The following is a 21,143-nucleotide window of genomic DNA, read 5'->3' on the forward strand; positions in this document are numbered from 1 at the left end:
AACAGGATATAGGGGTATGGTAGGGGGAGGATTTAGATGCAGCAACCAACGAATGAGAAATTACATCGTACGATGAAGAGTAGACATTTATTTATGATCGCACTTGGTGGTGTAATCGGAACTGGTTTCTTCTTAGGTTCAGGTTACACCATTAATCAGGCTGGACCAGGGGGAGCCATCCTTTCATATTTAGTAGGCGGATTTATTATGTATTTAACAATGCTTTGTCTTGGAGAGTTAACGGTAGCGATGCCGGTTTCAGGATCTTTCCAAAAGTATGCGACGAAGTTTATTGGACCAGGAACGGGCTTTATGATTGGCTGGTTATACTGGCTCGGCTGGGCAGTAACAGTGGGTCTAGAATTAACGTCAATCGGTTTAATGATGAAAAGATGGTTTCCAAATGTTGATGTTTGGGTATGGTGCCTTGTATTCGGCGTTATTTTATATGCTTCAAACGCAATTTCGGCGAAAAGTTATGCTGAATTAGAATTTTGGTTCTCTAGTATTAAAGTAATTACAATTCTTGCATTTGTTGTGCTTGGTGGTAGTGCATTATTAGGATTTATATCATATGACGGAAAAGAAGCAGCACCTCTTTTCTCTAACTTTGTAAGCGATGGTGGACTTTTCCCGAATGGACTAGCTGCCGTATTACTTACAATGATTACAGTTAACTTCTCGTTCCAAGGAACAGAGTTAATCGGAATTGCAGCGGGAGAAAGTGAAAATCCAGAAAAAACAATTCCACGTGCAATCCGTAATACAGTATGGCGCATTATGTTATTCTTCATTTTAACAATGACGATTTTAGTAGGATTAATTTCTTGGAAAGAAGCAGGCGTAATTGAAAGCCCATTTGTAGTCGTATTTGATAAAATTGGTATTCCATACGCAGCTGATATTATGAACTTCGTTATTATTACTGCGTTATTATCTGTAGCGAACTCTGGATTATATGCAGCGACGCGTATACTATGGTCACTTGCAAATGAAGGAATGGCACCAACTTCCTTCCAGAAAGTAAATAAGCGTGGTATTCCAATTACAGCGCTAGTCGTAACGATTGCGGTAGCTGGATTATCTCTATTCACAAGTTTCCTTGCAGAAGATACAGTATACATGTACTTATTATCGATAGCTGGTTTATCGGCTGTTTCAAGTTGGATCATTATTGCTTTATCGCAACTTCGCTTTAGAAGTCAGTATATAAAAGGCGGAGGAAAGTTAGAGGACTTAAAGTATAGAACACCACTATATCCGATTGTTCCAATTTTAGCTTTAATTACAAATAGCATCGTTGTTATTAGTTTAGCGTTTATTCCTGAACAAAGAATGGCGTTATACTGTGGTATTCCATTTATCATTTTCTGCTATATATATTATTATATTAGTAAGAAACGGCAGAAACCGATGAAAGTGGAGATGGAAAAAACAAATGAAACTAACAATCAAACACGATGATATAGAAGCAGATTTATCGTATGGTCAATTAGCGATTGGAAAAGAAAACGGGTATTCACCGTTACAATTACTCATTTCTTCTATCGCAGGATGTAGTGCAATTGTCTTTCGAACAATTTTAGAAAAGAAACGTATTACATATGATACGTTTACAATCGAAACTGAAATTGGTAGAAGTGAAGCTTTATCGAAGCCAGTTGAAAGTGTTCATTTGCACTATAAAATTAAAGCAGAAAACATTACAGAAGAGCAGCTGGACAAGGCGCTGCAACTTGCAGTGAAAAATTGTACGATTGTTCAATCTGTAAAAGATAGTATAAAGGTTACGGAAACAATTGAACTAATAAAATGAAACATAAAAACGTGAGAGCCGTATTCTCACGTTTTTATGTTTTTAGAAAGAGGGGAAAGTGTAGTGGGCTGTTTAGGTTGTAAATTAGCAAACGAAGAGAAAAAAATATATAAAGTATATGAAGATGATTATGTAACTTGCTTTTTAGATCATGCGCCTTTCTACCCAGGACATACTTTAATTGTGCCAAAGCAACATGTTGTAGAAGTAGACGAATTAGATGATGTTGTAGCAAAATCCATTATGGATGCTTCTAAGCTGATTGCAAAAGCGATTAAGGCATTATATCAACCTGACGGAATTACGATTTGTCAAAATGGTGGAATCTTTAATGAACTTACGCACTATCATATGCATGTTGTACCGAGATATAAAGAGCGTTCATTTGCCGAGTTTTATACGGTACAATCGGGAGAAAAGAAGAATCATAATTTGGAAGAAATAAAGACGTTGTTAAAAGAAGAGATAGAGAAAATACTGCACACTAAAAAGGCGTAAGAGAATTTCTCTTACGCCTTTTTAGTCTTCATACATACTTAAAACTTCTTTCGCACGTATACGTAAACCATCTATCAATTCTGTCGGTTCTAAAACTTTTGCATCTTTTCCGAGTCTATAAAATAAAGGGGTAATAAAATTGATTTCTCCTTTATCAATTGTTGAATTTATATATCCTGTCCCATCCTCGTTTATTATAACGAATTCCTCAAGATAAGGGACGCTTTTACATTGGCGTACGCCTTCTGTTGTCAGTAAAACATGTAACTGAGTAGGGATGTGTACTACGTTAGAGTTAGAGGCAAACCACTCTTCTAAATTCATGAATGTATCCTCATTTTCTTCCGTTGATAATATGGAAAGAATACGATCGATGCGATACAGTAATACTTTTTTCCTGCCATAGTCATAGGACGGTAAGTACCATAGCCCGTCATGAGCATATACACCGATAGGATGAACATGTTTTGTTTTTAACCCCGATTTAGATTCGTATTGAAAGTGTAAATTTTTATTTTCAATAGCCGCGGTTAACACTTCGTTTAAAAGAGGTGTATCAATTGTGCGCTTCGGATTCCAAAAAGCGATGTAAGAACGTATTTTATCAACTTTCACTTTCGCATCATGTTGTAGGGAGCTATACAGTTTATGTATAACGGAATTGATTTCTGTGTTAAAAGGTAAGTCGCGATAGTAACTTAAAGATTGAAAAGCAAAAAAGATAGAGACTGCTTCTTCTTCCGTAAATAAAATAGGCGGAATTACTCTATTCGTTAATACTTTATAGCCGCCGTTACGACCTTGTTCTGCGTAAATGGGCAACCCCATATCACTTAAATCTAAAATGTATCTATGAACCGTACGAACGGAAATATTAAATTCATCAGCTATTTCTTGAGCTGTAAATGTTTTTTTCGCAGAAGCAAATATAAGAATATCTAATAAGCGTTTAGCTTTTGACAAATGTATCACCTTTTCTTTTTAACGTGACATAAATTGTCATGTTTTATTGTTAGTATATTGTTTACATCATATGTTATCAAGATGAGATACAAGGAGGAAAAGATATGTCACGTGAAATAGTTTTATTTATAGCGGCGAGTTTAGATGGATATATTGCGAAAGAAAATGATGATTTAGAGTGGTTAATGGAAACGGAAGGAGAGGGAGATAATGGTTATACAGAAATGTACGAAACGATTGATACAATAATTATGGGAAAGAAAACGTACGATTATGTAGTAGAGCATACGGAAACATTCCCGTACTTAGATAAAGCATGTTATGTTTTTTCTCGTTCAGAAAAAGGTTCAGACGGAAACGTGGAATTTGTAAATGAAGATGTAGTGGAGTTTACAAAAAGGTTGAAAGAGCAAGAAGGATCTAAAATATGGATGGTTGGTGGAGGAGAGCTACTGAGAGAATTCTTTAAAAATAATCTAATTGATGAATATATTGTTACGATTACACCGCATATATTAGGCTCAGGTGTCCCATTATTTAAAGAAAAGAATCCAGAAATTAATTTAACTTTAACGGATACGAAACGTTTTGGGCAATTTGTAAATTTATATTATAAAGTAAAATGATAAAGTGAAACTTTAATCAGTGGGGGTTTTGTTCATCTCCCACTGATTATTAGTTGAACCAATCGGGCTTTTACGGGCAGTTGATCCCCCACCTAACTTCTTTGCTTCCGCTGAATTTTGATGTAGGGGTCTTACTGCCCGTTAATGCGGGATAAAGAAACACGACTACTGATGGTAGTCGTGTTTCTTTACAGATGGTAATGAAATGATAAAACAAGATCCATGATCAACTTCACTCGTGACAGTAATCGTCCCGCCGTGTAGCTCTACAATTTCTTTCACGATAGATAGCCCTAAACCAGTTCCACCTGTAGCTCGTGATCTTGCTTTATCAACTCGATAAAAGCGTTCGAAAATGTGAGGGAGGTCTTCAAGCGGAATACCTTCGCCTTCATCTTCAATTGCAATGGAAATATGTTTATGTTCTTCTGTAACAGAAATGTTTATATGAGAATGCTCTTTTGAATGTCTATAAGCGTTATTTAAAATATTCACAACAACTTGTTCGAATCGTTGTTCATCTAAGTTTACTAGCAGTGTAGGAGGACAAGAGAAAAAAACTTTAATGTACCTTTCTTTATACATGGCGTTTACTTTTTCACATATACGCGTAAGGAAGGTGTGTAAATGCACTTCCTTTACTTGAATAGAAAAGTTATGTTGTTCCATTTGTGCAAGTGAAAATAAATCTTGAACTAAGTTTGTAATGTAATCAGACTCATCTTTTATAATTGATAAATATCGTAAACGTTGTTCAGAAGGGGTGCCTTCTTTTAAAGCAATGTCAGCGTAACCTCTTACGTATGTTAACGGTGTTCGTAATTCGTGAGCAACACTTGCTAGAAATTCACTTCGCTCTGTTTTCATATAATGTAGATCATTTGCGAGCGTCTGAATAGATGATGCTAGTTCACCAATTTCATCATTTCGAGTAGTTGTTAATGAAACAGATAAATCACCTTTACTCATTTTTTCAGTGGCATGTTTCATGTGTAACAATGGTTTTGTTAATAATCGAGATAATAGGAAAATTGTGATGACTGTGAGTAGAAACGTGATGGCACCAGCAATAATGAATTGTTTCGTTAATCCATTAACTAACTTTTCAATTGATTCTGTTCCAAGAAACATGTACACATAGCCTTCATGTTTTCCATCTACTACAATGGGGCTAACTGTACATATATAATTAGATGTTTTCCAATGATTTTCTATAATCGCTCCATTATGGTCTGTTCGAGTTTGCATTTTACTAATATGATCGTTTATAGTCGTGTTTATTTCGTTAGATTTAGCTAGTATTTCTTTATTTGCATTTGTAATAACGACAGTTGTTTCAGCTTCAGATTCCATTAATGCTACGTGAGAGATGGTTTGCTCATCGTAATATTTTTCAAGTACATCTCGATGACTATTTCCTCGCTTTAATAAAGCTGTCATTTCTTCATGTACTCTAGTGTTTACAAGACTATAATAGAGCAAAATAAAGAGAACACTTTCAATTAAAAGTGTAACAATTAAAAAATAAAATCCGAATTGAATTGAAATTCGTTTCATCGTTTTGCCCCTTACTGTTCAGTATCAATCCATCGATAACCTATTCCATACACGGTTTTTAAATGATGATCAATAGGGAAATTTGCTTTTCGCAATTTATCACGTAAATTACGAATATGTGAATCGACTGTGCGATCTTCTGTATTTGTGTTTAACCCCCAAATTCGTTCGATGAGCTGATCACGGTTTAATACGTAGTTCACATGGCGTAAAAATAATCCGAGTAAAGAAAATTCGTAACTACTCAGCTTCTTCAAATAAAAAAACAGGCCAAATACATGTTTCCGATTCGAAAACATGAAAAGAAAATACTCCAATCAGAGAAAGAATCTATGCCAAATAGAGAAATTCTCTTATGAAGTCGTGTTATTCCAAGGAACCGTTCTAGTTTCTATGACTTGGTTTATCGCTTGTAAGACCGATTGTTTTTGTTTTTTCATGGTACTCATAAAGCTTCGTATCTGACAAAAAGATTCTGCGCCTTTCTTACTTCGGAAAGTCCCAGACACTTTCTGTTTTACTTTCGTCATCCGAATATCCCGTTCTGCTTGATTGTTATCAAATGGAATGGCTGGATGTTCTAAAAACGCTAGAATTCTGTCAGAATACTTGACGAAGCGATTCCATAAATTTTGAGAAGGCGTCTGCTTTCCTTTCTTCTTTTGTTTCGTGGAAAGAATCTGTTGTTCTTTCAATATGGATTGATACATAATAAACAGATTCTTTTGCGTCGCTTTTGGCATGGTACCTTCGGATTGCTTTTTCATCGTCAACGCTTGCGTTAGAAATTTCTGCATCTGTTGTGCCCATTGTTCTCCAGTACTATCTATAATTCCTTGTAAATCTCGTAAGAGATGGGCATTACATAAAACGTGACGACAATCTGTATACGCATCATACGATTTCCAACCATCATGCATCGCAATTCCAGAAAAAGATGGCAAGATTTCTCCAGCATCCATTGCTTCTTTTCCACGTTTTTGATGAATATGTTGCAATGTCACCTCCGGTGTACTGGCAGTATGTAACCATTGTGTTTTGTTTTCTACACGCATACCAGTTTCATCAAAATGGACAACAGGAGACTGCAGAATCTTTTCCTTTACTTCTTTTATGAATGGCTGCAATTGAGAAGCGAAAGCCTGTGTATGATTTACCAGGGTTCCTTCGCTTATAGAATGTCCAAAACAATCCTGAAAGAATTCTTTTGTTCGCTTCAAAGAAATGCATTGATAATGCGTTAAATAGGGAATCAGTCTTTTTATATTTGGACCATATTGAACAGGACGAGATACTGTCGAAGGAAATTGGGCTTCTTGGATAGAATGGCAATGTGGGCATTCTTTCTGTTCTACTTTATGTTCTGTCACTTCGATCTGAATAGGTGGTAAGTCATACACTTGGCGAATGCGATACCCTTTTACAGGCTCGTGGTTCAAGGAAGTATGACAACAAGTACAATATGTAGGAGAATGTGTAATCGTATGATCTGGAGTCGCTGTCAAACCAAGAGTATGTCCCTTGTGGCCCAACTGGCCACCCGTTTGACGATGAGACGGTTTGCGCAAACTTTTTGTAACGGGCTTACCCAAACCATCTGTAGAAGGTGGCTTATGACTATTTTTGGAGTTTTTTTTTGAAGCATTTTCTAGTTCTTGTATACGTTTTTCTAACTTAGAAAATGTTTCTTCAAATAAAGAAATAACAGCTTCAGGTCCTTTTTTATATGTATCTAAAATAATTTTTCGATCGACCATAAGATTCACCTCCCCTGTTTGATATACTCAGTATTTACAAATGGGAGGCATATGAAACTAGTAAAATTTAAAAAAGACACCGAAAGGTGGCTGAGTAGTTACGAAAATTCAATTGGTGTGAGAAGGAGTTCTTCATTATGGACAGAAACGAAGTGTTTTGTTTCATCCCATACAATACCGTGATATTGGATTTGTTTATGTTCATTTGTACGTCTTAAAACGGCTTCAATTCTTGCGAAAAGTTCTTCTTCATGGAAAGGTTTCGTTACGTAATCATCGGCTCCAATTTTTAATCCTTGAACGACATCTACTGTTTGATCACGAGCTGTAACCATAATAATAGGAATGTTACTAAAAGATCGGATTTTTTTGCACGTTTCCCATCCGTCCATCTTTGGCATCATAATATCGAGTAAAACAAATTTAAAGTTTCGATTTTCTATATGTAAAATAGCTTCTTCTCCTGAAGTCGCACATACGCAGTTATATCCAATTGGTGTAAGATAAAGCGTTAATAATTCAAGCATTCTCGGTTCATCGTCTACGAGCAGTATATCAATCATAGAGAGCCCTCCATATTTATAATCGTTACTTAAAGTGTAATGCAAAATCATGAAGAAATGGTGCAGATTATGATGTGTCTGCATAATTTCTTCAGAATTGCTTGTTATTGTGGAGTTGAAATTACATTTTAGGTAATCATATTGGCTCAAAAATGATTAATACGGAGGCGGTATAGTGAAAAAAATGACCCGAATTTTTGGGATAACAATAATTACAGTAGTTGGTCTTGCTGCATGCGGACAAACGAATACAGACCATAAAAACCATGAATCTACAAAAGAGAAGAAAACAGAGCAAAAGGAAATGAAAATGAATCAGGAGGTAACGGCGCCAAAAGAAATGAACCAAGGTGCATCTAATGATTTATTAACGACAAGTTTAAAAAATGTAACGAGATTAAACACAAACGACCCTTTGCAAATGGCAGTATTAACTTCACAAACGATATGGCCAGCAACTCATAAGGAGAACCAGCCAGGTGCTGTTATTTTAGTACCAGCAAGCGAGTGGCACTTAGGTATTGCGAGTGCAGACCTTATTCATCATCCGAATAACGGGCCGATTTTATTTATAGAAAAAGAAAAGATACCGGAAATGACGTTAAAAGAAATAAAACGATTAAATCCAATCGGAACGAAAGATGGAACACAAATTATGGTGATGGGGGATGTAGGTACTAGCGCGCTTGAGCAATTAAAAGGTTATAAAGTAAAACAAATAAAAGAAACAGATCCAGCTATATTTGCGAAGGATGTTGATAAGGAGTATGCCGATATAACAGGAAGCTACCCAAATAGTGTTATTATCGGTTCGTCTGAAGAAGAAGGACGTTTATATACAACACCAGCTGTAAACTGGATTTCTCATATGCCAGAACCGCTTTTATATACAGAAAAAGATAAGGTGCCAGAAGCGACAATAGAGGCATTAAAAATGAGAAAAGATAAAGCAAATATATATGTATTAGGGCCAGAAAAAATTGTTTCAAAAGAAGTAGAAAAAGAGCTAAGCAAATACGGGAAAGTAACGCGTATTAGTGGAGAGACCCCTACAGAAAACTCGATTGCGTTCGCTAAGTTTAAAGATGAAAAAACAAAATTTGGCTGGGGATTCACAAAACCTGGTCACGGTTTATCATTTGTTTCAAGCAAAACACCAGATTTAGCAGTTGCTGGGGCACCTTTTTCACATATGGGTAAACACGCACCTGTTGTATTATTAGAAGAAGGTAAAGCTTCACAACCAGTGTATGACTTCCTTGCAAGCATTCAGCCGAAGTTTAAAGATGATCCAACGCTTGGACCATATAATCACGGTTTCTTATTAGGAAATACGAGTGATATTTCATTTGAAACACAAGGAATACTAGATGAGAGGTTAGAAATTGTTCAGGAAAGTGGTCAAGGACACGGTGGACATTAATGAAATGAGAAAAGATGCTACTGATATAGCGTCTTTTTTTATTTTCCTCGACAAAATATGACAAAAAAGTTGTAACTGTTTCTGTTATGATAGTTTCGAAAATCTTACATTTTACATAATCGGAGGAAAAAGAATGTATAAAAAATTGGGTACTATTGCTTTAACAGGTGCACTTGCTTTTAGTTTATCTGCTTGTGGTGAAACTGAAGTTAAAGAAGTGAGTAAAAACGATGCTCCTAAACAGGCTGAAAAGAAAGATAAAAAGGAAAAAGCTGAAAGCAAGATTTATAAAATTGGAGATACTGTAGAAGTTAATGGTCTACAACTTACTTTCAGTTCAGCTAAATTCGTTGAGCCTAACGAATACGTAAAAGCTGAAAAAGGGAAAGTACTAGAAATCGGTTTTAACGCTAAAAATAATGGCAAAAAAGATATATATTTTGGAACTTCTGAATTAAAAATTGCTGATACTAACGGCAACCAATTCAAAGAGTACTTTGGTGGGGAAAATACGTTTATAAATGAAAATATTGCGCCAGGTAACCAAATTACAAACAAAATGTTATTTGATGTACCAGAAGGCGATAAGTTTGTTGGTACATTTAAACCTACATTTACATTTGACGAGAAATCAGTGAAATTTGAATTTGAAGTTGCTAAATAAGGAGAGATTGAAATGAAAAGAACAGCTGAATTTGTATTAGGTCTTATTGGAGGTATTTTTGGTATTATTTGTGCATTTGTTGCTTTATTGATCGGCGGTATGGGAGCTGCTTTTGAAGCTGATGGAGCAAATACTGTTATTGGTTTAGGTTGGGGAGCTGTGGCTCTATCAATCTTAGGAATTGTTGGATCTGTTATGGTAAGAAGTAAAGCGAAGGTTGGCGGTATTATGATGACTGTGGCTGCTATCGGTGGATTTATTTGTATTTCTATAATTTACTTATTACCAGGCGTATTACTATTAATCGGTGGGTTAATGGGTATATTCCGTAAGGATAAAGCAACTGTATCTGCATAAAATGAGCACTCGAAAGAGTGCTCTTACTATTTTCGTAACTACTCAGCCACCTTTCGGTGTCTTTTTTAAATTTTACTAGTTTCATATGCCTCCCATTTGTAAATACTGAGTATATCAAACAGGGGAGGTGAATCTTATGGTCGATCGAAAAATTATTTTAGATACATATAAAAAAGGACCTGAAGCTGTTATTTCTTTATTTGAAGAAACATTTTCTAAGTTAGAAAAACGTATACAAGAACTAGAAAATGCTTCAAAAAAAAACTCCAAAAATAGTCATAAGCCACCTTCTACAGATGGTTTGGGTAAGCCCGTTACAAAAAGTTTGCGCAAACCGTCTCATCGTCAAACGGGTGGCCAGTTGGGCCACAAGGGACATACTCTTGGTTTGACAGCGACTCCAGATCATACGATTACACATTCTCCTACATATTGTACTTGTTGTCATACTTCCTTGAACCACGAGCCTGTAAAAGGGTATCGCATTCGCCAAGTGTATGACTTACCACCTATTCAGATCGAAGTGACAGAACATAAAGTAGAACAGAAAGAATGCCCACATTGCCATTCTATCCAAGAAGCCCAATTTCCTTCGACAGTATCTCGTCCTGTTCAATATGGTCCAAATATAAAAAGACTGATTCCCTATTTAACGCATTATCAATGCATTTCTTTGAAGCGAACAAAAGAATTCTTTCAGGATTGTTTTGGACATTCTATAAGCGAAGGAACCCTGGTAAATCATACACAGGCTTTCGCTTCTCAATTGCAGCCATTCATAAAAGAAGTAAAGGAAAAGATTCTGCAGTCTCCTGTTGTCCATTTTGATGAAACTGGTATGCGTGTAGAAAACAAAACACAATGGTTACATACTGCCAGTACACCGGAGGTGACATTGCAACATATTCATCAAAAACGTGGAAAAGAAGCAATGGATGCTGGAGAAATCTTGCCATCTTTTTCTGGAATTGCGATGCATGATGGTTGGAAATCGTATGATGCGTATACAGATTGTCGTCACGTTTTATGTAATGCCCATCTCTTACGAGATTTACAAGGAATTATAGATAGTACTGGAGAACAATGGGCACAACAGATGCAGAAATTTCTAACGCAAGCGTTGACGATGAAAAAGCAATCCGAAGGTACCATGCCAAAAGCGACGCAAAAGAATCTGTTTATTATGTATCAATCCATATTGAAAGAACAACAGATTCTTTCCACGAAACAAAAGAAGAAAGGAAAGCAGACGCCTTCTCAAAATTTATGGAATCGCTTCGTCAAGTATTCTGACAGAATTCTAGCGTTTTTAGAACATCCAGCCATTCCATTTGATAACAATCAAGCAGAACGGGATATTCGGATGACGAAAGTAAAACAGAAAGTGTCTGGGACTTTCCGAAGTAAGAAAGGCGCAGAATCTTTTTGTCAGATACGAAGCTTTATGAGTACCATGAAAAAACAAAAACAATCGGTCTTACAAGCGATAAACCAAGTCATAGAAACTAGAACGGTTCCTTGGAATAACACGACTTCATAAGAGAATTTCTCTATTTGGCATAGATTCTTTCTCTGATTGGAGTATTTTCTTTTCATGTTTTCGAATCGGAAACATGTATTTGGCCTGTTTTTTTATTTGAAGAAGCTGAGTAGTTACCTATTTTCATTAAATTAGTATAAACTCCTCTAACCCTAAACTATCCAAACTAAACCTCATATATGAAGTGGAAATATCTATAGAACTTTAAATGAACTAAATTACATGTGCATTTTTCATCCATCCAAACAAAGTTTTCTTCATTTGACATACTGTAGAATCCGAAATCATTGTACGTTAAATCAACAATAGGTGATAGTATATTTAAAGTTTCCTAAAAAAGAAGCTACGAAGGTAACATCATTTTTAGGAAACTTTTACATAGCAAAAAATCTTCTACTCGTTATATAATAGCTTTCGTGCAGTCGGCTAGATTTTCTTATGGAGAAAATCAAATTATAAAGGAGTAGAGGAGTGATATTTTGTTTCAAACGATAAAAAATGACTGGTTTTCTAATGTGAAAGGGGACGTGTTATCAGGAATTGTCGTTGCTTTAGCGTTAATCCCTGAAGCGATAGCCTTCTCTGTTATTGCAGGCGTGGATCCGACAGTTGGACTATACGCAGCCTTTTGTATTGCAGTTACCATTTCATTTGTTGGCGGAAGAACTGGAATGATTTCAGCTGCAACAGGTGCAATGGCATTATTAATGGTAACGCTTGTTAAAGATCATGGTTTGCAATATTTATTTGCTACAACAATATTAACAGGTATTGTCCAGATTATTTTTGGCGTGTTCAAACTGAGCTCATTTATGAAGTTTGTTCCGAAATCTGTTATGAGTGGTTTTTTAAATTCACTTGGAATTTTAGTTTTTACAGCGCAATTGCCACATTTTAAAAATGCAACTTGGCAAATGTATGCACTCGTTGTATTAGGACTTGCAATTATATATTTATTTCCACGTATTACAACGGCTGTACCTTCTACGCTTATTTCAATTATTATTGTGACGAGTATTGCACTTATGAGCGGATTACAGTTGAAAACAGTAGGAGATATGGGAAGCCTGCCGAAAGAATTACCGTTCTTTAGTATTCCTGACGTGCCTTTTACACTTGAGACATTAGGGATTATTTTACCTTATGCAGTTATGCTTGCAATTATCGGTTTACTAGAATCATTATTAACAGCTTCAGTTTTAGATGATATGACGCATACGGAAAGTAATAAGCATAAAGAGGCACGTGGACAAGGGATCGCAAACATTGTTGCTGGTTTCTTCGGAGGAATGGCAGGTTGTGCAATGATCGGTCAATCTGTTATTAATATTAAATCAGGTGGACGAGGTCGCCTATCAACATTTGTAGCGGGCGGATTTTTAATCGTATTACTATTCGTTTTAGGAGATTATGTCGTTCATATTCCGATGGCAGCTTTAGTTGCAGTTATGATTATGGTTTCAATCGGAACGTTTGATTGGAACTCTGTAGCAACGATTCATAAAGTGCCAAAAGGGAACGCATTCGTCATGATCGTAACAGTCGTGGTCGTTCTTATCACTCATAATTTGGGATTAGGTGTAATTATCGGAACAGTAATTAGTGCGGTTTTATTTGCATTCAATATGGCAAAGATTCACGTGAAACATTTATATATTGAAAATAAGAAAATATACGAAATTCACGGTCAACTCTTCTTTGCATCTACAGCAGATTTTATAAATGCTTTTTCATTGGATGAAGATATAAAAGAAATCGAAATGAACTTTACTCATGCGCACGTATGGGATGATTCGGCAGTGGCATCAATTGATAAAGTTATTATGAAATATGAACAAAGTGGCGTGAAAGTAAGTATAACAGGATTAAATGAACGTAGCTCAAAACTTGTTGCAAATTTAGCTACTTATAATAAAAGAATTGCTAGTTAAAAGCCTCCTTTTTAGGGGGCTTTATTATATAATACGAGTAGGATAACGAAAAGGGGATTCAGCATATGTACAAACAAATTATATTAGCATGTGACGGTTCTGAACATGCACTTCGAGCAGCGGAACATGCAACATATATTGCAAAATGTAGCGAAGAAACAAATGTTGAAGTTGTGTACGTAGTAGATAATAGAACGGCAAAATCAGATATTATACAAGGTCAAACAGATTTAGAAACAATATCAGCTAGTCGAAAAGATAAATTAAAAGAGATTGAAGGTTTATTAAAGAAAGAGAACATTTCTTATACAATTACGATATTACATGGTGATCCTGGAGATACAATTGTTCAATATGTGAATACAGGAGATATAGATCTTGTCATTGCTGGAAGTAGAGGGCTCAATACACTGCAAGAAATGGTGCTGGGAAGTGTAAGTCATAAAATAGCAAAGCGTGTGAAATGTCCAGTGATGATTGTAAAATGAAATAGAATGTAACGAAGACCTTAGTATAACTGAGGTCTTTTTTTATGTATAAATGACTCTTATTTGTGAAAATACTAGATATATAAGTTGAAAAGATGTTAACTTACAAATTTGTAAGTTAGTTGTTAGAGAAATCGATGTTATGAAATTTTTCCCATTGGTAAAATAAAAGTATCAAAGGGGAGATAGGGAGGATGGAAGTAATGAAATCATTTCAAAATTTGTCATATAGCCAAGGTGTCAGTCTTATTTGTTTAGGGGGATTTGCTGCATCTGTTACGTTAGCCGTTTTAATAAAGGTGTTTCATCAAATCTTTTAATCTTATAGTAGGGAAGGAATGGGTTGTTATCATTAGTAGGAACAGCAATGAAAATAAAAAATAGCTCTTAGCATGTATGTAAATGCTAAGAGCTATTTTTATGCTTGTTATATATTATTTAAGCTTGTTTTGATTTTACTGACCCTGTATTTAAAGTAAGAGCAAGGAAGAACATTGCAAGTACGCAAGATGCAAGTAATAAGATGAATCCGCCATCCCATCCGAATGCATCTACGATAAAGCCCATAGCTGCACTAGCGAAAGCTGCTCCGCCTAAGTAACCGAAGAATCCAGTTAAGCCTGCTGCAGTTCCAGCAGCTTTCTTTGGTGCTAAATCTAGAGCGTGTAGACCAATTAACATAACCGGTCCGTAAATTAAAAATCCAATTGCGACAAGTGCGATACTATCAACCATTGGATTACCAGGAGGGTTTAACCAGTAAACAAGAACTGCGATAAATACACCAACCATAAATAGAATACCAGCAGGTGCACGACGTCCTTTAAATAGTTTATCACTCATCCATCCGCAAAGAAGTGTACCTGGAATACCAGCCCATTCATATAGAGCGTAAGCAGTACGTGAGCTACTATGAGTAAAGCTTTTTTCTTCTACTAAATAAGTAGGAGCCCAGTCTACAACGCCGTAACGTACGAAATATACGAAAACGTTCGCAATAGCGATGTACCATAAAAACTTATTGTTTAATACGTATTTAAATAAAATTTCCTTTACTGAAAGTTCGCGTTCGCGATCTTTTACTTTTTCATCTGGTGGATATTCCCCAGTATGTTCTTCAATAGAAGGTAGTCCACAAGATTGAGGTGTATCTTTCATCGTAATTAATACATAAATACCAACTAAAATTGAAAGAATACCTGGGAAGTAAAAAATACTTTTCCAGTCATCTGCGAAGAAGTATAAGCCTAATGTTACAAGGGAAGGCATAAGCGCTCCGCCAACATTATGAGCGACGTTCCAAATAGACATTTTTGTACCACGTTCGCTAATAGAGAACCAGTGAACCATCGTACGACCACAAGGAGGCCATCCCATACCTTGTACCCATCCATTTAAAAACTGAAGTACAAACATAAGTATAATGCTCGTTGTAATGAAAGAAAATGAGCCGAAAATAATATTAATGATACCTGATAAAAATAGCCCAGCTGCTAAAAAGTAGCGAGGATTACAACGATCGGATACGATACCCATAAGAAATTTACTTAATCCGTAAGCAATAGAAACTGCTGAAAGGATAACCCCAAGTTCCCCTTTACTAAAGCCTTGCTCGATTAAGTATGGCATTGCTAGTGAAAAGTTTTTTCGAACAAAGTAGTAGCCTGCATAACCGATGAAGATACCTAAGAATACTTGTAAACGTAATTTACGGTATTCGCTATCAACGCGATCAGCTGGTAAGCGTTCCGCGTGGGGCGCAGGTTTAAATAATTGTGTGAAAAACATAAAATGAAAATCCTCCCCTAATTAATTCGAAGCGTTTTAAGACAGAGAATATAAAAAGGCCATGAAATATAAAAAAGTTTCCTTTTTTATGATTCATAGCCGTGTACTCCGTTTCTCCGTGACTGTCAATATTAACTTCGTCGAAAATTATACAACTTTGTGACAAAAATGTAAACGTTTTTATGAATAAAAGTATTGACGGATTTTGTTCGCGGGATTAATATTTAAATACGTTAAATATTTTATTGTTTAAATAAGAGGTGGATAACATGCCAAATGATATGACGCATATCGATAAAATTCAAGCTCTTGCCTTTTCGATTGGAAAGAAAATGCAGACGGAGTTATTAGAACAAATGCAAGCAACAGGACTTACACCACCGCAGTTTTATATTTTAAAGATTTTAGATCATTATGGGGCTTCAAGAGCGACAACATTAGCAAAAAAGATGTATGTGAAGCCTAGCGCGATTACAGTGATGATTGATCGTCTAATCGATCAAGAACTTGTAGAACGCTATCACGACAAAGATGACCGTCGTGTTGTCATCATCGAGTTAACGAAAAAGGGGAAAGCTAGAGTAGAAGAGGCAATGACAGCTCGCAACGAGCATATTGCAAAATACTTTTCACATTTAGAGTTGCAAGAAAGAGAAGATTTATTACGTCTCTTTGAGAAGTTAGAAACCATTATTTGCGGGACACAAGAGAAAAAAGAGAATAACTAAGAGGAATTGAGGAGATTACATGGAGCAACAAGAAAATCAAAATAGAAAGTTGTTGTTAATCGGTTTAGTAATCGCGATGCTATTTGCTGCATTAGATGGAACAATTGTTGGTACAGCAATGCCACGTATCGTCGGTGACCTAGGCGGATTAAGTTTAATGACATGGTTAACGACAGCTTATATGTTAACATCAACGACAGTTGTACCAATTGCAGGTAAATTAGCGGATTTACTTGGTCGTCGTAACGTATATATAACAGGGCTAGTTATTTTCATGATTGGTTCGGCGTTATGTGGTATGGCGAATGGTATGACAGAATTAATTATTTTCCGTGGTATTCAAGGTCTTGGTGGCGGTATTATGATGCCAATGGCTATGATTATTATTGGAGATATGTTCACGGGAAAAGAACGTGCGAAATGGCAAGGTATTTTTGGTGCGTTATACGGTCTTGCTTCTGTAATTGGACCGCAAGTTGGTGGTTGGATTGTAGATGCAGTGAACTGGAGATGGGTATTCTACATTAACTTACCGGTTGGTATTTTAGCAACAATCTTTATTGCAATGGGATTAAAATCACATAAACAAACAGGACCAATTAAAATTGATATCGCTGGAATCTTTACGATGATTCTAGGTGTTGTAAGTTTATTACTTGCGCTAACGTTTGGCGGAAAAGATTATGCATGGGATTCTTGGCAAATTATCGGTTTATTCGCACTAGCTGTAATTGGTATCGTTAGCTTTGTTATTGTTGAAACGAAAGCTGAAGAGCCGATTTTACCAATGCATTTCTTTGAAAATCGCACATTTACAATACTGAATGCGATTGGATTCTTTATGAGTATTGGAATGTTCGGCGCGATTATGTTCGTACCATTCTTCATGCAAGGTATTGTAGGAGTAAGTGCTGCTGAATCAGGAACAATTATGACTCCAATGATGATTACAATGATTGTAATGAGTATTATCGGTGGGCAACTTGTATTAAAAGTTGGTGTAAAACCACAAATTATCGCAGGTATGCTTATTATGGCCGGTGGTTTTTGGTTATTAACAACGATGGATATGCACACAACGAAGCTTACAGCTACTTCTTATATGATGGTTATCGGTTTAGGAATGGGTCTTGTAATGCCGACATTAACATTAGCGTTACAAGAAAGCTTCCCGAAAAAAGACCTTGGTGTCGTAACGTCATCAAGTCAGTTCTTCCGTCAAATTGGTGGAACATTTGGTATTACAATTTTAGGATCAATTATGAATAACACTTCAGGTACAACGTTAACAAATAAATTAGTACCTGTATTAGATACATTCCCGAAAGAAGCGGGACAAATGGTAACGAAATTTAAAGATATGATTCACACAGATCCACAAGGTTTATATTCGATGCTATTTAGCCCAGAGGCATTAAAACAAATGCCAGAAGCGTTTGCTAACAGCATTGTACCTATTTTGAAAAACTCTTTAGTAGACTCGCTTCATACTGTATTCTTAACAGGATTAGTATTTATCGTAGTAGGTGCCATCTTTACGATTTTCTTACAAAAAATTAAACTATCAGATCGTAAAAAAGATGCTGAAGAGCCTGCTGTTGAAGAAAAAGAAAAAACTGTATCATACTCGTAATGAAGAAGCATCGCCTTATGGCGGTGCTTTTTTGAGTATAACCTTAAAAGCTTTTTAGTGAGAAATGATTGACGTATTTTTAGAAATACGTTATATTATTTTCTGTAAACGGTTACATGAAATGAGGAGAAAAGAGAATGAGTACGATTAAAGACGTTGCGAAATTAGCGGGAGTATCTGTTGCGACCGTTTCCAGAGTTCTAAATAAAAATGGATATGTTCATGAAGATACATTAAAAAAGGTAGAGCGTGCAATAGAGATGTTAGATTATAAGCCTAGTACAGTAGCGCGTTCACTGTATAATAAAAAGTCTCGTTTAATTGGCTTAGTTGTTCCGAATATCGTGAATCCGTTCTTTCCAGAAGTTGCACGTGCCGTAGAAGATGTAGCATATAAACAAGGTTACACAGTTGTTCTTTGTAACTCTGATGAAAGTTTAGAAAAAGAGAAACAATACATTGATGTACTTAGACAAAATAATGTAGATGGATTTATTGTAGCAACGAATCCACAAAATAGTGTTAATTACATGAATTTATCTGTTCCGGTTGTTGCGATTGACCGTATGTTTAATGAGCGTATTCCTACTGTATATGCAGATAACTATGCAGGAAGTCAGGCTGCGACAAAGTTGTTACTAGATAAAGGATGTAAACATATTGCACATATTCGCGGACCACGTGATGTGAGTACTGCAAATGAACGTTTTGAAGGTTTTGTAGACGTTATTACGCAAAATAATCTTTCGTATATGATTGCGGAGAGTACGTTTGAGCCAGCAAATAGTGAGCGTGTAGCGATGGAATTATTAGAAGAATACCCGCATATTGATGGTATTGTTGCTGGGAATGATTTAATTGCGATTGGTATTGTAAAGGCTGCACTTCAAAAGGGGATTGCCATTCCAGATGATTTACAAATTATCGGATTTGATGGCATTTCTTTAACGGAAATGATGTATCCATCTATTACAACAGTTGCACAACCGATATATGAAATGGGGAAAATTGCAACAGAGTTGTTGTTAGAGCAAATGGAAGGAAATACATTAGAAGAGAAACACTATCGTTTGCCAATTGAAATTATAGAACGAAATACAACGAGGTAAGGAGATGAAACAGATGCCAAATATTGCAGTAGTAGGAAGCATTTCAATGGACTTAGTGGCTGTTTCAAAAAAACGGCCGAAAGCAGGAGAAACAGTAATTGGTGAAGCGTTTCATACAATCCCAGGAGGGAAAGGGGCAAACCAAGCAGTTGCTGCAGCTAGGTTAGGAGCAAATGTAGCAATGGTTGGAGCGGTAGGAAATGATGATTATGGAACAGTAGTTAGAAAAAATTTAGAGAACGAACGCATTTTTATCGATTATGTGGTACCGGTTACAGATAGAACGACAGGAATTGCTCATATCGTTTTAGCAGAAGAAGATAACAGTATTGTTGTCGTACAAGGGGCAAATGCTCTTGTAAATAAGTCAGTTGTAGATCGCTCCAAAGACCTTCTTGTAAAAGCGGATATGGTTGTTCTTCAACTAGAAATTCCACTTGAAACAGTAAAATATGTATTGGCTATTTGTGAGGAACATAATATTCCTGTTATGTTGAATCCAGCGCCAGCACAAGTTTTATCAGAAGAAATTTTAGAAAAAGCAACTTATATTACGCCAAATGAACATGAGTGCCGCATCGTATTAGATGATTTTACATCACCAATTGAAGATTTATTGGCGAAGTATCCAAATAAATTATTGATGACAGAAGGTTCTAACGGTGTTCGTTTCCATAATGGAACAGAGATTGTACATGTTCCTAGCATTGCTGTTGATGTAGTGGATACAACTGGAGCTGGTGATACATTTAATGGTGCGTTAGCAGTTGCACTTTCTGAAGGAGAGACACTTCAAAAAGCAATTCGTTTCGCGAATATTGCCGGTGGTCTTTCTGTAACGAAACTTGGGGCACAGGGCGGTATGCCAACGAGAGATCGAGTACGTGAAGTGCAGGTGATTGTTGGATGAAAAAGCATGGTGTATTAAACAGTGAAATCGCGGCAGTCCTTGCTTCACTTGGGCATACAGATACGGTTGTAATTGCTGATTGCGGTTTACCAATTCCTGACGGAGTAAAACGAATTGATTTAGCTGTTGAGATTGGAAAACCGAGTTTTTTAGAGGTGTTACAAGTTGTAGCTGATGATATGGCAATCGAAAAAGTGACGTTAGCAGAAGAAGTCATTATAAATAATGCGGAAGTAAATAAAGAGATCGAACAGAAATTAATAGAGCCAGCATTTGAGTATGTATCTCATGAACAATTTAAAGAGCATACAAAGAAAGCGAAGGCAATTATTCGTACAGGCGAGGCTACGCCTTATGCAAATGTAATTTTACATGCAGGCGTGATTTTTTAATAAAGGGAAGTGATGGGAATGCATATTGAAATGAAAAACATTTCAAAGGCGTTCAATGGCAATCCTGTTTTGAAGAATGCACAGTTTATGATTGAAACAGGAGAAGTCCATGCATTGATGGGGGAAAATGGAGCGGGTAAATCAACGCTCATGAAGATTTTAACAGGTGTATACAAAAAAGATGGTGGGACAATCAAGATTGATGGGCAAGAGCGCACCTTTAAAAATGCGAAAGAAGCTGAAGAGTACGGCATCGCATTTATACATCAAGAACTAAACATATTGCCGAATTTAACAGTAGCTGAAAATATGTTTCTCGGTAAAGAGTTAATGTATGGGAAAACAGGTATTTTATGTATCTTGCTATCTAATGGCTTGAGGCAAGCGGTTTCGATGCCAT

General features: G+C 36.2%; 20 protein-coding genes and 3 pseudogenes. 17 read left to right on the top strand and 6 right to left on the bottom strand.

Annotated elements, in window-relative coordinates; genetic code table 11:
• Window positions 1–36 precede the first annotated feature (36 nt).
• From MHH55_RS24630 to MHH55_RS24640, 3 genes are read left to right on the top strand one after another with little or no spacing between them, the layout of a single operon-like run.
• Window positions 37–1,464, top strand: coding sequence for an amino acid permease (locus MHH55_RS24630; protein ID WP_001187097.1), 1,428 nt, complete (start codon window positions 37–39; stop codon window positions 1,462–1,464).
• Window positions 1,439–1,816 (top strand): OsmC family protein, encoded by a 378-nt coding sequence (locus MHH55_RS24635; protein ID WP_000778831.1) that lies wholly within the window; start codon window positions 1,439–1,441, stop codon window positions 1,814–1,816. Before MHH55_RS24630 ends, MHH55_RS24635 begins: the two co-directional genes overlap by 26 nt.
• 36 nt (window positions 1,817–1,852) lie before the next feature.
• On the top strand, window positions 1,853–2,314 hold the full coding sequence (locus tag MHH55_RS24640) for an HIT domain-containing protein (protein WP_139362495.1): 462 nt from the start codon (window positions 1,853–1,855) through the stop codon (window positions 2,312–2,314).
• Window positions 2,315–2,335: 21 nt separating this feature from the next.
• On the opposite strand, the gene MHH55_RS24645 is transcribed toward MHH55_RS24640, so the two are convergent.
• Window positions 2,336–3,277, bottom strand: a complete 942-nt coding sequence (locus MHH55_RS24645) for a helix-turn-helix transcriptional regulator (RefSeq protein WP_048538453.1) — start codon at window positions 3,275–3,277, stop codon at window positions 2,336–2,338.
• Window positions 3,278–3,381: 104 nt separating this feature from the next.
• Here MHH55_RS24645 and MHH55_RS24650 point away from each other — a divergent pair, with 104 nt between their 5' ends.
• Complete coding sequence (locus MHH55_RS24650) at window positions 3,382–3,903, top strand: dihydrofolate reductase family protein (RefSeq protein WP_074555131.1); 522 nt, start codon at window positions 3,382–3,384, stop codon at window positions 3,901–3,903.
• A 165-nt stretch (window positions 3,904–4,068) separates the two neighbouring features.
• Here MHH55_RS24650 and MHH55_RS24655 read toward each other — a convergent pair whose 3' ends face one another.
• From MHH55_RS24655 to MHH55_RS24670, 4 genes and pseudogenes are all read right to left on the bottom strand, one after another.
• On the bottom strand, window positions 4,069–5,460 hold the full coding sequence (locus MHH55_RS24655) for a sensor histidine kinase (RefSeq protein WP_078187288.1): 1,392 nt from the start codon (window positions 5,458–5,460) through the stop codon (window positions 4,069–4,071).
• Between the two features lie 11 nt (window positions 5,461–5,471).
• Window positions 5,472–5,702: pseudogene (locus MHH55_RS24660) on the bottom strand (winged helix-turn-helix domain-containing protein); the annotation flags it as partial.
• A 111-nt stretch (window positions 5,703–5,813) separates the two neighbouring features.
• Entirely contained in the window at window positions 5,814–7,217 is a 1,404-nt protein-coding gene (gene tnpC, locus MHH55_RS24665; protein ID WP_100910632.1) for an IS66 family transposase, read from the bottom strand.
• A 101-nt stretch (window positions 7,218–7,318) separates the two neighbouring features.
• A pseudogene (locus MHH55_RS24670) lies at window positions 7,319–7,831 on the bottom strand (response regulator transcription factor); the annotation flags it as partial.
• 124 nt (window positions 7,832–7,955) lie between these two features.
• Here MHH55_RS24670 and MHH55_RS24675 point away from each other — a divergent pair.
• The 7 genes from MHH55_RS24675 (at window position 7,956) to MHH55_RS24705 (ending at window position 14,503) form a co-directional block, all read left to right on the top strand.
• Window positions 7,956–9,203, top strand: coding sequence for a cell wall-binding repeat-containing protein (locus tag MHH55_RS24675; RefSeq protein WP_075676526.1), 1,248 nt, complete (start codon window positions 7,956–7,958; stop codon window positions 9,201–9,203).
• Window positions 9,204–9,336: 133 nt separating this feature from the next.
• On the top strand, window positions 9,337–9,867 hold the full coding sequence (locus MHH55_RS24680; RefSeq protein WP_000277063.1) for a DUF4352 domain-containing protein: 531 nt from the start codon (window positions 9,337–9,339) through the stop codon (window positions 9,865–9,867).
• Between the two features lie 12 nt (window positions 9,868–9,879).
• Entirely contained in the window at window positions 9,880–10,224 is a 345-nt protein-coding gene (locus MHH55_RS24685; protein ID WP_000831286.1) for a DUF4064 domain-containing protein, read from the top strand.
• 136 nt (window positions 10,225–10,360) lie between these two features.
• The gene (tnpC, locus tag MHH55_RS24690; RefSeq protein WP_100910632.1) at window positions 10,361–11,764 is read left to right on the top strand and encodes an IS66 family transposase; all 1,404 of its coding nucleotides are present in this window, start codon (window positions 10,361–10,363) and stop codon (window positions 11,762–11,764) included.
• 479 nt (window positions 11,765–12,243) lie between these two features.
• Entirely contained in the window at window positions 12,244–13,695 is a 1,452-nt protein-coding gene (locus MHH55_RS24695) for a SulP family inorganic anion transporter (protein ID WP_000487893.1), read from the top strand.
• Window positions 13,696–13,760: 65 nt separating this feature from the next.
• A complete protein-coding gene (locus MHH55_RS24700) occupies window positions 13,761–14,183 on the top strand; it encodes a universal stress protein (RefSeq protein WP_000277999.1) in 423 nt (140 codons plus the stop codon).
• A 203-nt stretch (window positions 14,184–14,386) separates the two neighbouring features.
• Window positions 14,387–14,503 carry a DUF4027 family protein gene (locus tag MHH55_RS24705; RefSeq protein WP_000834733.1) on the top strand — a complete coding sequence of 39 codons (117 nt, stop codon included), beginning with the start codon at window positions 14,387–14,389 and terminating at the stop codon, window positions 14,501–14,503.
• A 118-nt stretch (window positions 14,504–14,621) separates the two neighbouring features.
• On the opposite strand, the gene glpT is transcribed toward MHH55_RS24705, so the two are convergent.
• Window positions 14,622–15,971: a glycerol-3-phosphate transporter gene (gene glpT, locus MHH55_RS24710; protein WP_000466385.1), complete on the bottom strand. Its 1,350-nt coding sequence runs from the start codon at window positions 15,969–15,971 to the stop codon at window positions 14,622–14,624.
• A 269-nt stretch (window positions 15,972–16,240) separates the two neighbouring features.
• Here glpT and MHH55_RS24715 point away from each other — a divergent pair, with 269 nt between their 5' ends.
• From MHH55_RS24715 to MHH55_RS24740, 6 genes and pseudogenes are all read left to right on the top strand, one after another.
• On the top strand, window positions 16,241–16,699 hold the full coding sequence (locus MHH55_RS24715; RefSeq protein ID WP_001132365.1) for a MarR family winged helix-turn-helix transcriptional regulator: 459 nt from the start codon (window positions 16,241–16,243) through the stop codon (window positions 16,697–16,699).
• 19 nt (window positions 16,700–16,718) lie between these two features.
• Window positions 16,719–18,332 carry an MDR family MFS transporter gene (locus MHH55_RS24720; protein ID WP_078187629.1) on the top strand — a complete coding sequence of 538 codons (1,614 nt, stop codon included), beginning with the start codon at window positions 16,719–16,721 and terminating at the stop codon, window positions 18,330–18,332.
• 137 nt (window positions 18,333–18,469) lie between these two features.
• The gene (gene rbsR, locus MHH55_RS24725; RefSeq protein WP_078187630.1) at window positions 18,470–19,441 is read left to right on the top strand and encodes a ribose operon transcriptional repressor RbsR; all 972 of its coding nucleotides are present in this window, start codon (window positions 18,470–18,472) and stop codon (window positions 19,439–19,441) included.
• Between the two features lie 13 nt (window positions 19,442–19,454).
• Window positions 19,455–20,351 (top strand): ribokinase, encoded by an 897-nt coding sequence (rbsK, locus tag MHH55_RS24730; protein ID WP_001132865.1) that lies wholly within the window; start codon window positions 19,455–19,457, stop codon window positions 20,349–20,351.
• Window positions 20,348–20,743 carry a D-ribose pyranase gene (gene rbsD, locus MHH55_RS24735; protein WP_000716151.1) on the top strand — a complete coding sequence of 132 codons (396 nt, stop codon included), beginning with the start codon at window positions 20,348–20,350 and terminating at the stop codon, window positions 20,741–20,743. The genes rbsK and rbsD overlap by 4 nt, the downstream gene beginning before the upstream one ends.
• A gap of 18 nt (window positions 20,744–20,761) precedes the next feature.
• Window positions 20,762–21,127 (top strand): annotated as a pseudogene (locus tag MHH55_RS24740) (ATP-binding cassette domain-containing protein); the annotation flags it as partial.
• Between the last annotated feature and the right edge of the window lie 16 nt (window positions 21,128–21,143).

This window comes from Bacillus sp. FSL K6-2944 (assembly GCF_038005385.1).
Lineage (GTDB): Bacteria > Bacillota > Bacilli > Bacillales > Bacillaceae_G > Bacillus_A > Bacillus_A cereus.

Coding starts and splice junctions, on each gene's coding strand:
- MHH55_RS24685 (WP_000831286.1), top strand. CDS start 9,880: ATGAAAAGAACAGCTGAATTTGTATTAGGTCTTATTGGAGGTATTTTT.
- glpT (WP_000466385.1), bottom strand. CDS start 15,971: ATGTTTTTCACACAATTATTTAAACCTGCGCCCCACGCGGAACGCTTA.
- tnpC (WP_100910632.1), bottom strand. CDS start 7,217: ATGGTCGATCGAAAAATTATTTTAGATACATATAAAAAAGGACCTGAA.
- rbsD (WP_000716151.1), top strand. CDS start 20,348: ATGAAAAAGCATGGTGTATTAAACAGTGAAATCGCGGCAGTCCTTGCT.
- MHH55_RS24630 (WP_001187097.1), top strand. CDS start 37: ATGCAGCAACCAACGAATGAGAAATTACATCGTACGATGAAGAGTAGA.
- rbsR (WP_078187630.1), top strand. CDS start 18,470: ATGAGTACGATTAAAGACGTTGCGAAATTAGCGGGAGTATCTGTTGCG.
- MHH55_RS24635 (WP_000778831.1), top strand. CDS start 1,439: ATGAAACTAACAATCAAACACGATGATATAGAAGCAGATTTATCGTAT.
- MHH55_RS24705 (WP_000834733.1), top strand. CDS start 14,387: ATGAAATCATTTCAAAATTTGTCATATAGCCAAGGTGTCAGTCTTATT.
- MHH55_RS24720 (WP_078187629.1), top strand. CDS start 16,719: ATGGAGCAACAAGAAAATCAAAATAGAAAGTTGTTGTTAATCGGTTTA.
- MHH55_RS24680 (WP_000277063.1), top strand. CDS start 9,337: ATGTATAAAAAATTGGGTACTATTGCTTTAACAGGTGCACTTGCTTTT.
- tnpC (WP_100910632.1), top strand. CDS start 10,361: ATGGTCGATCGAAAAATTATTTTAGATACATATAAAAAAGGACCTGAA.
- MHH55_RS24650 (WP_074555131.1), top strand. CDS start 3,382: ATGTCACGTGAAATAGTTTTATTTATAGCGGCGAGTTTAGATGGATAT.
- rbsK (WP_001132865.1), top strand. CDS start 19,455: ATGCCAAATATTGCAGTAGTAGGAAGCATTTCAATGGACTTAGTGGCT.
- MHH55_RS24700 (WP_000277999.1), top strand. CDS start 13,761: ATGTACAAACAAATTATATTAGCATGTGACGGTTCTGAACATGCACTT.
- MHH55_RS24655 (WP_078187288.1), bottom strand. CDS start 5,460: ATGAAACGAATTTCAATTCAATTCGGATTTTATTTTTTAATTGTTACA.
- MHH55_RS24715 (WP_001132365.1), top strand. CDS start 16,241: ATGCCAAATGATATGACGCATATCGATAAAATTCAAGCTCTTGCCTTT.
- MHH55_RS24640 (WP_139362495.1), top strand. CDS start 1,853: ATGTTTTTAGAAAGAGGGGAAAGTGTAGTGGGCTGTTTAGGTTGTAAA.